The 12,521-nt window shown below is 65.4% G+C and carries 6 protein-coding genes and 1 rRNA gene; all 7 read left to right on the top strand.

Translation table 11 applies throughout. From position 1 onward, the window contains the following. The first annotated feature begins 78 nt into the window (after positions 1–78). Positions 79–194 (top strand): 5S ribosomal RNA (gene rrf, locus WM94_RS26675). A 303-nt stretch (positions 195–497) separates the two neighbouring features. Then, positions 498–3,980: an exodeoxyribonuclease V subunit gamma gene (recC, locus tag WM94_RS26670; protein ID WP_061552504.1), complete on the top strand. Its 3,483-nt coding sequence runs from the start codon at positions 498–500 to the stop codon at positions 3,978–3,980. Next, positions 3,977–7,654, top strand: a complete 3,678-nt coding sequence (gene recB / locus WM94_RS26665; RefSeq protein WP_061552503.1) for an exodeoxyribonuclease V subunit beta — start codon at positions 3,977–3,979, stop codon at positions 7,652–7,654. Before recC ends, recB begins: the two co-directional genes overlap by 4 nt. Then, the gene (gene recD / locus WM94_RS26660) at positions 7,651–9,726 is read left to right on the top strand and encodes an exodeoxyribonuclease V subunit alpha (RefSeq protein ID WP_061552502.1); all 2,076 of its coding nucleotides are present in this window, start codon (positions 7,651–7,653) and stop codon (positions 9,724–9,726) included. The genes recB and recD overlap by 4 nt, the downstream gene beginning before the upstream one ends. Before the next feature lie 195 nt (positions 9,727–9,921). Beyond that, on the top strand, positions 9,922–10,488 hold the full coding sequence (locus tag WM94_RS26655; RefSeq protein ID WP_061552501.1) for a YfiR family protein: 567 nt from the start codon (positions 9,922–9,924) through the stop codon (positions 10,486–10,488). Further along, a complete protein-coding gene (locus WM94_RS26650; protein ID WP_061552500.1) occupies positions 10,485–11,756 on the top strand; it encodes a diguanylate cyclase domain-containing protein in 1,272 nt (423 codons plus the stop codon). Before WM94_RS26655 ends, WM94_RS26650 begins: the two co-directional genes overlap by 4 nt. A 4-nt stretch (positions 11,757–11,760) precedes the next feature. Continuing rightward, on the top strand, positions 11,761–12,252 hold the full coding sequence (locus tag WM94_RS26645) for an OmpA family protein (RefSeq protein ID WP_061552499.1): 492 nt from the start codon (positions 11,761–11,763) through the stop codon (positions 12,250–12,252). Positions 12,253–12,521: the final 269 nt, after the last annotated feature.

Below are 12,521 nucleotides of genomic sequence, written 5' to 3'. Positions count from 1 at the left end.
CGAAAGTTCGCAACATCACAAATATCGCATATCCGAATTCGCTGGGCTGTCCATCTGGACATTCTGGCAACAGAATTTCTTGACGACCATAGAGCATTGGAACCACCTGATCCCATCCCGAACTCAGCAGTGAAACGATGCATCGCCGATGGTAGTGTGGGGTTTCCCCATGTGAGAGTAGGTCATCGTCAAGATTCATTTCGCAAAACCCCTATCTGCGCATGCAGGTAGGGGTTTTGTCTTTGTGGCGCAAAAATTCCCGGGCATACGCAGTCCCTGTGGGAGCGGGTTCACCCGCGAATGCCGGCAAAGCCGGTGCCATCCACCGCGTCGCTTGCTTCGCGGCTAAAGCCGCTCCCACAGGGACGGCGCAAGGCCGCTAACAGGGTTCCACCGATGCCTTGTCAATCGGCTAATGGCACTGCGCCATACTCTCCGTATCGTACCTGCGTGATATCGTTTCCCCTCAGCCCCCAGCGCCAGCCAGAGACCTCCCGATGCCCAACACCACCCACCTTCACCCCGGCTTCATGATCGTCCACGGCAACCGCCTCGACGACCTGCGCAGCTTGGTGGTGAGCTGGATGCGTCGCTATCCCTTGGCACCTCTGGAAAACGAAATCGCCTTGGTGCAAAGCAATGGCATCGCCCAATGGCTCAAGCTGGCTCTTGCCGAAGACCCTCAGGACGATGACCAGGGCGGCTGTGGCATCGCCGCCGCCATCGATGTGCAATTGCCAGGCAGCTTCATGTGGCAGCTTTACCGCAGCGTGCTGGGCCGTGACGAAATTCCCGAAGTCTCCCTGCTCGACAAGGCACCGCTGACCTGGCGTCTGATGCGTCTGCTCCCGGCCTTGATCGAACGCCCGCATTTCGAGCCGTTGCGACGCTTTCTCACCGACGACAGCGACCTGCGCAAGCGCTATCAGCTCGCCGAGCGCCTGGCCGACCTGTTCGACCAGTATCAGGTCTACCGCGCCGACTGGCTCAAGGACTGGGCCGCTGGCGAGCACATCCTCAACACCGCCCGCGGTGAACGCAAGGCGCTGCCCCCGGGCAACCGCTGGCAGGCCGAGTTGTGGCGTGCATTGCTGGAGGATGTTGGTGAGCAGGGCATGGCGCAGAGCCGTGCCGGCGTACATCAACGCTTCATCGAACGGATCAACAGCCTGGAGCAGGCACCTGCCGGTCTGCCGGCCCGGGTGATCGTATTCGGTATCTCCTCGCTGCCAGCCCAGGCCCTCGAGGCACTGGCCGGCCTGGCACGCTTCAGCCAGGTGCTGCTGTGCGTGCACAACCCCTGCCGCCACCACTGGGCCGATATCGTTGCCGACAAGGACCTGCTGCGCCACCAGTACAAGCGCCAGCAACGCAAGCAGGGCATGCCCTTGCAACTGGACGACCAGTCGCTGCACCAGCATGCCCACCCTTTGCTGGCCGCCTGGGGCAAACAAGGCCGCGATTACATCAACCTGCTCGACAGCTACGATGACCCCAGCAGTTACCAGGGCGTGTTCAGCGACGGTCGCATCGACCTATTCAGTGAGGGCTCGCCCACCACGCTGCTCAACCAGTTGCAGGACGACATCCTTGAACTGCGTCCGCTCGCCGAAACTCGTGAGCAGTGGCATCCAGTCGACCCAGCGAAGGACCGCTCGATCCGCTTCCACATCGCCCATAGCCCGCAACGCGAAGTGGAGATCCTTCACGATCAGCTACTGGCCCGGTTCAGCGCCGACCCAACCCTGCGCCCACGTGACGTGATCGTCATGCTGCCGGCCATCGATACCTACGCGCCGCATATTCGCGCCGTATTCGGCCAGTTGCAGCGCAACGATCCGCGCTACATCCCGTTCACCCTGACCGACCAGGGCCAGCGTGGCCGCGAACCCTTGCTGATTGCCCTCGAACACCTGCTCAAGCTGCCGGACAGCCGCTTCGCGGTCAGCGAAGTACTCGACCTGCTGGATGTGCCGGCAGTCCGCGCCCGTTTCGGCATACGCGAAAACGACCTGCCCACGCTGCACCGCTGGATCGAGGGGGCGGGCATCCGCTGGGGCCTCAATGCCGAGCAGCGGGCCAGCCTGGGCTTGCCCGCTGGGCTGGAACAGAACAGCTGGCGGTTCGGCCTGCGCCGCATGCTTCTGGGTTATGCCGTAGGCGTGGGTGAGGCCTGTGACGGCATCGAACCCTACGATGAAATCGGTGGCCTGGATGCCGCGCTGATCGGCCCGCTGGTCGCCTTGCTCGACGCCCTCGAAGTGGCCAGCCAGGCCTTGTCCGAGCCTGCCACTGTCAGCCAGTGGGGGGAACGCCTGCATGCCTTGCTGCAAGTGTTTTTCCTGGCCGAGGGCGAGCGCGACGAGTTCCTGCTGATGCAGTTGCAGGATTTGCGTGATAGCTGGCTTGAGGTGTGCGAGGCCGTCGGCCTGCAAGACCCATTACCGCTGACCGTAGTGCGCGAAGCCTGGCTGTCGGGCCTCGACCAGGGCAAGTTGTCCCAGCGCTTCCTCGCCGGCTCGGTGAACTTCTGTACGCTCATGCCGATGCGCGCCATCCCGTTCCGGGTGGTCTGCCTGCTGGGCATGAACGATGGCGATTATCCCCGCGCCCAGCAGCCGCTGGACTTCGACCTGATGGCCAGCGACTACCGCCCCGGTGACCGCTCGCGCCGTGAGGATGACCGCTACCTGCTGCTCGAAGCGCTGTTGTCGGCCGGCGACCAGCTGTATGTCAGCTGGGTCGGGCGCAGTATCCGCGACAACAGCGAACGCCCGGCCTCGGTGCTCATCGGCCAGTTGCGCGATCACCTTGCAGCCGGCTGGCAGCTGGCTGGCGCGGAGCAGGGGCAGCCGGCAGAACCTGGCGAGCAACTGCTGCACGCACTGACCCAGGAGCACCCGCTGCAACCGTTCAGTTCACGATACTTCCAGAAGGGCAGCCCGCTGTTCAGCTTTGCCCACGAATGGCAGGTGTTGCACCAGCAGGGCCAGGAGGACCAGCAGGCTGACCACGTCCTGCCGCCATACCATGACGAGGAGGCCTTGAGCCTGACCCAGCTGAATGACTTCCTGCGCCACCCGGTGCGGCATTTCTTCAGCCAGCGTCTGAAGGTGTACTTCGAAGCGCTGGAAGCACCGACCCCGGACGAGGAACCCTTCGTCCTCGATACCCTGCAACGATACGGCGCCAGTGAAAGCCTGTTGGGTGCAGCGCTGGCCGAGCCGGACAATGCCGAACAGGCCCTGCAGGCACAAGCCCGGCGCTTGCAGGCCTGTGGCGTGCTGCCACTGGCCGGCTTCGGCGAACTGCTGCAGCGCGAGCTGATCGAGCCCCTGCCAGACCTGCTGCAACGCCACCGCCAGCTATTGCAACGCTGGCCGCAGCTGGTCGAGGGGGCATTGCCCGTGCATTTCGAGCACGGCCCGCACCGCCTCGAAGGGTGGCTTGGGCGGGTATTCCAGGCAGATGACCAGAGCCTGCTCAGCATCACCACCGTACCCAACACTATCAGTGCCGGGCGTAACGCCCTCAAGTGGCACCGCCTGATCGCGCCCTGGGTCACGCACCTGGCGGCCTGCGCGGCGGGCTACCCCTATAACAGCGCGCTGGTGGCCAGCGATTTGACCCTGCTGCTTGAGCCACTGCCGCAAGCGCAGGCGGCGCAATTGCTGGGCGACCTGCTGGTAGCCCGTCAGGCGGCGATGAATGCGCCGTTGCCGGTCGCGGCCAAGACCGCGTTCGCCTGGCTGGCCCAGGACGATAGCGAGAAAGCCCTGGCTGCTGCCGCCCGCGCCTACGAAGGCGACGAGCGCACCAGCTTCGGCGAGCGCAGTGAAAGCATCGCCCTGGCCCGGCAGTTCCGCGACTTTGCCGCACTCACCGCTGATGAAACCTTCGAAGGCTGGTGCGAAGCCTTGTACCGCCCATTGTTCAACGCCCCGTGGCAGACCCTGGGCAACCCGGAGAAAGGCGCATGACCCAGGACCGTCCCCTGGCACTGAGTTTCCCCCTGCATGGCAGCCAGCTGATCGAGGCAAGCGCCGGCACGGGCAAGACCTTCACCATTTCGGCGCTGTACCTGCGCCTGATCCTCGGTCATGGTGGCGAGCAGGGCTTCGACCGCGAGCTGCTACCACCGCAGATCCTCGTGGTGACCTTCACCGACGCCGCCACCAAAGAGCTGCGCGAACGTATCCGCGCCCGCCTGGCCGAAGCTGCGCGGTTCTTCCGTGGCGAGCTGGAGGCGGCCGACCCGCTGTTGCACCAACTGCGTGACGACTATCCGGAAGAAGCCTGGCCACGCTGTGCCGGGCGCCTGGAAGTCGCCGTGCAGTGGATGGACGAGGCAGCGGTATCGACCATCCACGGCTGGTGCCAGCGCATGCTGCGCGAACATGCCTTCGACAGCGGCAGCCTGTTCACCCAGACCCTGGAAACAGACCACAGCGAACTGCTGGGTCAGGTCATGCGCGACTACTGGCGGCGCTTCTGCTACGGCATGCAAGGCGACGCGCTGGCCTGGGTGCGTGGCCACTGGGGCAGCCCCGACGCCTTGCTGCCGCGGATCCGCCCGCTGTTCGGTCGCGTGCGCGTCCGGCACGATGGACCCGAGCCGGCGGCACTGATCCAGGCATCGCTGCAGCAGCGTGGCGAGCAGTTGGCCCGGCTCAAGGCGCCTTGGGCGCAATGGGCCGAGGAGTTGCGCCAGATCTGCCGTGATGCACTGGCCGCCAAACAGGTCGATGGCCGCAAGATGCAGGCCCGTTACTTCGAGCCCTGGTTCGACAAACTCTGCGCCTGGGCCGCAGACGAACAACTGGTGGAACTTGACCTGGGCAACGGCTTTACCCGCCTGACCCCAGCGGGCATGGCCGAAGCCTGGAAGGGCGAGCCACCCGAGCACCCGGCCCTCAATGCCATGCAGAGCTTGCAGCAACAGTTACAGGCCCTGGATAGCCCGGATGCCCCATTGCTCGAGCATGCCGCCAACTGGGTAGCGGCACGCTTCGAAGTGGAGAAGCGTCGGCGCGCGGAAATGGGGTTCGACGACATGCTCCTGCGCCTGCAGCACGCCCTGGCCAGCGAGGCTGGCGAGCGCTTGGCCAGCCTGATCCGCGAACAGTTCCCGGTGGCGTTGATCGACGAGTTCCAGGACACCGACCCGGTGCAGTACGGCATCTTCGAGCGCATCTACCAGATCAGCGAAAACCGCGCCGAAACCGGCCTGTTCATGATCGGCGACCCCAAGCAGGCGATCTATGCCTTCCGTGGCGCCGACATCTACACCTACCTTGCTGCCCGCCGTGCCACCAGTGGTCGCCTGCACAGCCTGGACACCAACTACCGCTCCAGCAAGGCCATGGTCGCGGCGGTCAACCAGGTGTTCCTGCAGGCCGAGGCGCGTGAGGCAGGGCGTGGCGCATTCCTGTTCCGCGAGGCTGATGACAACCCGCTGCCGTTCATCGAGGTCCGCGCCAAAGGCCGTGGCGAACAGCTGTTGATCGACGGTGAAGCCTGCGCAGCCCTGCAATGCTGGCATCTGGAAAGCGAAGAGCCGGTCTCCGGCAGCGTTTACCGGCAGCAGCTGGCAGCCAGTTGCGCCAGCCATATCGTCGCCTTGCTCAATGGCGGCCAGCAAGGCACGGCTGGCTTCCAGAATGCCGAGGGCGAACTACGCCCGTGCCTGCCATCGGACATCGCCATCCTGGTGCGCGATGGCCATGAAGCGCAGATGGTCCGCGCCGAGCTTGCCGCGCGCGAGGTGCGTAGTGTGTACCTGTCCGACAAGGACTCGGTATTCGCCGCCCAGGAAGCCCACGACCTGTTGGCCTGGCTAAAGGCCTGTGCCGAACCCGACTCTGAGCGCCTGCTCAAGGCCGCCCTGGCCAGCCTTACCCTCGACCTGTCGCTGGCTGCGCTGGACCGCCTGAACCAGGACGAGCGGGTCTGGGAAGACTGGGTCATGCGTTTTCGTCGTTACCGCGACACCTGGCAGCGTCAGGGCGTGTTGCCGATGCTGAGGCACCTGCTGCATGACTTCCAGCTGCCGCGCACGCTGATCCGCCGCAGCGATGGCGAGCGGGTGCTGACCAACCTGCTGCACCTGGCCGAGCTGCTGCAACAGGCCGCCGGCGAACTGGACGGCGAACAGGCGCTGATCCGCCACCTGGCCGAGCACCTGGCCAGTTCCGGCCAGGCTGGTGAAGAGCAGATCCTGCGCCTGGAGAGTGACGAGCAGTTGGTGAAAGTGGTGACCATCCACAAATCCAAGGGCCTGGAATACCCCTTGGTCTACCTGCCGTTCATCTGCACCAGCAAACCAGTGGACGGCAGCCGCCTGCCGCTGGCCTGGCATGATAGCCAGGGCAACGCCCATCTCACCCTCACACCAGACCAGGAACAGATCGACCGCGCCGACGACGAGCGCCTGGCCGAAGACCTGCGCCTGCTCTATGTGGCCCTGACCCGTGCCCAGCATGCCTGCTGGCTGGGTGTCGCCGACCTCAAGCGGGGCAACCAGAAGAGCTCGCAACTGCACCGCTCGGCGTTCGGCTATCTGCTGGGAGGCGGCCTCGCCCTGCCGGGCTCGCAACAACTGACAGACTGGTTGCAGGCCTTGGCTGCAACTTGCCCGCACATCAGCTGCCCGGGCCTACCGCCGGCAGATGAGCAGGTATATCGCATGCCGCACACCGAGCATGAGCTGCTGCCTGCCCGCAAGCCGCGTCGCGCTGCGAGCGCCGAGCATTGGTGGATTGCCTCGTACAGTGCCCTGCGCGTCGGCGACCAGACCCTCGGTGCCGACAGCTCCCAGGCCCAGCAGTTACTGGATGATGAAGTGGTCGATACCCAGGTGCTGCGCGAGGTCCCGGCCGACAGTGGCGATATTCACCGCTTCCCGCGCGGGCCCAACCCCGGCACCTTCCTGCATGGCTTGTTGGAGTGGGTTGGCCGCGAGGGCTTCAGCCAGGTCAGCGGCAATGCACGGCTGATCGAGCGAACCGTTGGCCAGCGCTGCAACCGTCGCGACTGGACCGGCTGGATTCCCACCCTGACGCACTGGCTGCAGCGCCTGCTGGGCGAAGCGCTGCCGTTGCCGGGCAACGACCTCGGTGTGACGCTTGGGCAGCTGCGCCACTACCAGATCGAAATGGAGTTCTGGTTCGCCAGCCACCAGGTCGATGCCGAACAGCTCGACCGCCTGGTGGCACGCCACACCCACCCCGGCCTGGCCCGCCCGGCGGCGCAGCCGACCGTGCTCAATGGCATGTTCAAAGGTTTCATCGACCTGGCTTTCGAGCTGGACGGGCGTTACTACGTGACTGACTACAAGTCCAACTGGCTGGGCCCGGACATTCAGGCCTACGATGCCCCGGCCATGGAAAAGGCCATCCTCGAACATCGCTACGACCTGCAGTACGTGCTGTACCTGCTGGCCCTGCATCGGCAGTTGCGCGCCCGCCTGCCTGACTACGACTACGACCGCCATGTCGGCGGCGCCCTGTTCATTTTCCTGCGAGGTGCCAGCAGCAGCGGCCACGGCGTTTACCACGCCAAGCCACCGCGTGAGCTGATCGAAAGCCTCGATGCGCTGTTCCGTGGTGAGCACCCGCCCGTGCAGCAGGACCTGTTTGCCGGAGCCGTGATATGAGCCGAAGCCTAGTCGACCTATTGCCCACCCCGCTGCACGCCGAGCACCTGCTTGCATTGGCGCCACAGCATGACAGCGGTGACCTGCTGCAACTGCTCGACCGCTGGGTAGAGCGCGGCTGGCTGCGTGCCCTGGACCGAGCGTTCGTATCATTCCTGGAGGAGCTAGCCCCCGGTAGTGACCCACTGCTGTTGCTGGCCGCCGCCCTGGCCAGCCACCAACTGGGCCACGGCCATGTCTGCCTGGACCTGCAGCAGACCCTGGCCGAGCCCGATTTCGCCCTGTCCTTGCCGCCTGAAGGCGACGCCTTGACCGGCCCCTTGCTGCTGCCTTCGCAGTTGCTCGCCAACCTCGACCTGCACGCCTGGCGCCAGCGCATTGCCGCCAGTCCGCTAGTGGCCGCCGGCGATACTTCGGGCCAGCAAGCGCGGCCTCTGGTGCTAAGCGGCGAGCGTTTGTACTTGCGCCGTTACTGGAGTTACGAGCGGCGCATCGACCATACACTTCGCCAGCGCCTGACCCAGTCCGAGGCGCCCCCGGCCGACTTGCGTGGCCGCCTGGCGCAGCTGTTTGACGGTGGTACGCCGGCTGGCCAGGTGGACTGGCAGAAACTCGCCTGCGCCCTTGCCACCCGCGCAGGCTTCAGCATCATCACCGGCGGCCCCGGCACGGGCAAGACAACCACCGTGGTACGCCTTTTGGCCTTGCTGCAGGCGCCGGCGGTGGAGCAGGGCAGGCCATTGCGCATTCGCCTGGCCGCGCCGACCGGCAAGGCGGCCGCGCGCCTGACCGAATCCATTGGTCAGCAGGTCGAGCGCCTGCAGGTCAGCGCCGAGGTGCGCGGGCAGATCCCCACCGAGGTCAGCACCGTGCACCGCCTGCTCGGCAGCCGCCCCGGTTCGCGGCACTTCCGCCACCATGCCGGCAACCCGCTGCCGTTGGACGTGCTGGTGGTCGACGAAGCGTCGATGATCGACCTGGAAATGATGGCCAACCTGCTTGATGCCCTGCCGCCACGGGCACGCCTGGTACTGCTGGGCGACAAGGACCAGCTGGCCTCTGTCGAGGCCGGTGCGGTACTGGGTGACCTGTGCCGGGATGCCGAGGAGGGCTGTTACTCGTCGGCGACCGAGGCATGGCTGGAGCAGATCGGTGGCGAGTCGCTGGCGGGCAGCGGCCTCAAGGCCGGCGATGAGCAACGCAACCCGTTGGCCCAGCAGGTGGTGATGCTGCGCTTCTCGCGGCGTTTCGGCGAAGGCAGCGGCATTGGCCAGCTGGCCCGGCTGGTCAACCGCCAGGACGCCCATGCGGCGCGCAACCTGCTGGCCGCGCCGCCGCCCGATGTGTACAGCCTGGCCCTGAAGCACGAACAGGACCGCGCCTTCGACCGCCTGCTGCTCGACGGCCTGAATCGCGGCAGCGACGGCCCGCAGGGTTATCGCAGCTACCTGCGCACCCTTGGCCGCTTCCGCCCTGCACTCGATACCGCCGTTGACGACCCCGCGTGGGAGCAATGGGCGGGCAAGGTGCTGCACAGCTTCGAGGACTTCCAGCTGCTGTGTGCGGTACGCCGCGGCGCCTGGGGTGTCGAAGGCCTCAACGAGCGGGTGGCACGGGTGCTGCACAATGCCGGGCTGATCGACAGCCAGCAGCCCTGGTACGAAGGGCGCCCGGTGCTGGTAACCCGCAACGATTACGGCCTGGGCCTGATGAACGGTGACATCGGCATCGCCCTGCGTCTGCCGGATGAGCGCGGCGAACCGTTGCTGCGCGTGGCCTTCCCGCGTAACGACGGCAGTGGGGGCGTGCGCTTCGTCCTGCCCAGCCGACTGAACGAAGTGGAAACGGTATTCGCCATGACCGTGCACAAGTCCCAAGGCTCGGAGTTCAGCCACACCGCGCTGGTGCTGCCGGATGCGCTCAACCCGGTGCTGACCAAGGAGCTGGTATACACCGGCATCACCCGCGCCAAGCATTGCTTCAGCCTGGTTGAGCCTCGTCAGGGTATTTTCGAAGAGGCGGTGGCGCGCAAGGTGCGGCGTATTTCCGGGTTGATGCTGGAGCAGGTGTAGGACCGATAAGGCCCTATCGCCGGCCAGCTCCCACAGGTGCAGCGCAGTTTTCAAGGGCTGTGGAGTCCTTGTGGGAGCTGGCTTGCCGGCGATGGGGCCATCAATCCCCATGCACAAAGCTGCTCGTACCTACATTGATGCGGCCATGTGCTATCGTTGCGCCGATATCGGAAAGGGCCTTAAGAGATTTCCCACATGAACGTGGCCGCAAGGCGAGTGACGAGCTGTGTGCTTTCGCTATTGCTGGCCGCCCTGTTCCTTTCCGCAGGCCCGGCCCAGGCAGACTCCGCCATGACTGCCGCCCAGGTGCAGCAACGTGCCAAGGCGGTCACCCAAGTGGTGCTGGGCATCTTCAGCTACGCCCGCTGGCCCGTCGAACCTTCGCCCTTGCGCCTGTGCCTGGTCGGCCCGACCGAATACGCCGATGACCTGATCAAAGGCCATGTGCAGGAGTCTGGCCGACCGCTGCAGGTGCGGCGGCTGCTGGCAGACGATAGCCAGGTCGCCCAGGCCTGCGACGCCATCTACATTGGCAAACTCGACCAGGGCCAGCGCGACCGGCTGTTCGAGCGCGTCAGTGGCCACCCGGTGCTGAGCATCAGCGAGGCAGACGACTCGTGCACGGTCGGTAGCCTGTTCTGCTTGCGGGTCAGCGACCAGCAGGTAGCCTTTGAAGTCAACCTGGACTCGGTGGCACGCTCCGGCGTGCACATTCATCCCAGCGTGCTGCAATTGTCGCGGCGCCGGGCGGTGCAACCATGAAACCAACGCGCAAGCGCGGCGTGCGCCCGACCCTGCGCTCGGTGTTGGGCCGTGGCCACCTCAGCGTCGCCTTGCTCGCCGTGGGCCTGGCCGGCATATCCCTGACCCTGCTGGGCGTGCTCGCCCTGCGTGTCTACGCCAACGACAACCTGCACCTGATCGCCCGCTCGATCAGCTACACCGTGGAAGCGGCGGTGGTGTTTGACGACAGCGCTGCGGCCAATGAGTCGCTGGCGCTGATTGCCAGTACCGAGGAAGTGGCCGAAGCCAGGGTCTTCAACAACGAAGGCGAGCAGCTGGCGCATTGGCAGCGCAGTGATACCGGCGTGCTCGCGCGGCTGGAGGCACAGGTGGCCACCGCCTTGCTGGATGAGCCGATCAACCTGCCGATCACGCACCAGCAACAGCAGGTCGGGCGCATCGAGCTGGTTGGCCAGGGGCGAAGCCTGTTGCTGTTCTTGTTCAGCGGGCTGGCCGGCATCCTGTTCTGCACGGTGCTCAGCGCCCTGGCTGCCCAGTACCTGTCGCGGCGTCTGCTAAGCGATATCGTCCGCCCGCTGCGCGGCCTGGCCAGTGTTGCCCACGCCGCCCGCCGCGAGCGCAGTTTCGACCGGCGCGTGCCGGAGGCGCCGATTGCCGAGCTCAACGAACTGGGCAATGACTTCAACGCGCTGCTGGATGAGCTGGAGGTATGGCACAGCCACCTGCAGAACGAAAACCAGACCCTGGCCCACCAGGCTAGCCACGACAGCCTGACCGGCTTGCCCAACCGCGCCTTCTTCGAGGGGCGCCTGAGCCGCAGCGTGCGCAATGCCGAACGGCAGAAGGACCACCTGGCGCTGCTGTTCCTCGACAGTGACCACTTCAAGCAGATCAACGACACCCTCGGCCATGCGGTGGGCGACGAAGTGCTGATCAGCGTGGCCGACCGCGTTCGTGCCCAACTGCGCGAGCACGACCTTGTGGCGCGCCTGGGTGGCGATGAGTTCGCCGTGCTGCTGACGCCTTTGCATTCGCGCCAGGACGCCGAGCACATTGCCGAGAAGATCGTTGCCAGCATGAAGTTGCCGGTGCAGCTGGACAGCGGTCGCAGTATCGCCACCTCGTTGAGTGTCGGTATTGCCTATTACCCGGATGACGGCGCCGACCCCGCCAGTCTTCTGAATGCCGCCGATGCGGCGATGTACCAGGCCAAGCGCAAACGCCGCGGCCATTGGCAGGTGGCGCAGACGGAACGGTCCGCCAGCGAAATCAAGAACAGGAGTTGAACCCGTGATACAGGCTTTGCGTTTCCCCCTTTGGGCCTTGTTGCTCGCCGTGCTGGCGCTGACCGGCTGCCAGAGCGCTCCGCCCAAAGGCCTGTCCGCCGAGCAGATTGCCGTGCTCAAGCGTGAAGGCTTTACCCCGACCGACGAAGGCTGGGCCTACGATTTGTCCGGCAAGGTGCTGTTCGGCAGCGACCTGGACAGCCTCAACAGCCAGAGCCAGGCGATTGTCGAACGCATTGGCAAGGCGCTGCTCGGCGTTGGCATCCAGAGGGTGCGGGTGGATGGGCATGCCGACTCGTCCGGCAAGGCGGCATATAACCAGCAGCTGTCCGAGCGCCGCGCACAGAGCGTGGCCAAGGCGCTGGTCGGGGTAGGTATGCCGGCGCAGAACATCCAGTCCCGCGGGCTGGGCAGCAGCCAGCCGGTGGCGAACAACCGCACCAGCGCCGGGCGTACCGAGAACCGGCGGGTGTCCATTGTGGTGGCTTCCTACTGACCACAGCCTACGGGCTATCAGATATCCCTGTGGGAGCAGGTTCACCCGCGAACACCGGTGAAGCCGGTGCCATGCACCGAGTTGTCTGCTTCGCGGGTAAACCCGCTCCCACATTATCTGTGTTACCCCCGGGGTTTTAGCGCAGATGCACAAATTGCCGGGGCTGCTCTGCAGCCCTTTCGCGACACAAGGCCGCTCCCACAGGTACCGCGACAACCTCTAGATCAACGCTGCATCCGTGGGAGCTGGCTTGCCGGCGATGGGCTGCA

It is taken from the genome of Pseudomonas sp. ABFPK (assembly GCF_001586765.1).
Classification (GTDB): Bacteria; Pseudomonadota; Gammaproteobacteria; order Pseudomonadales; family Pseudomonadaceae; genus Aquipseudomonas; species Aquipseudomonas asiatica.
This window is presented reverse-complemented; position numbering and strand designations above follow the sequence as displayed.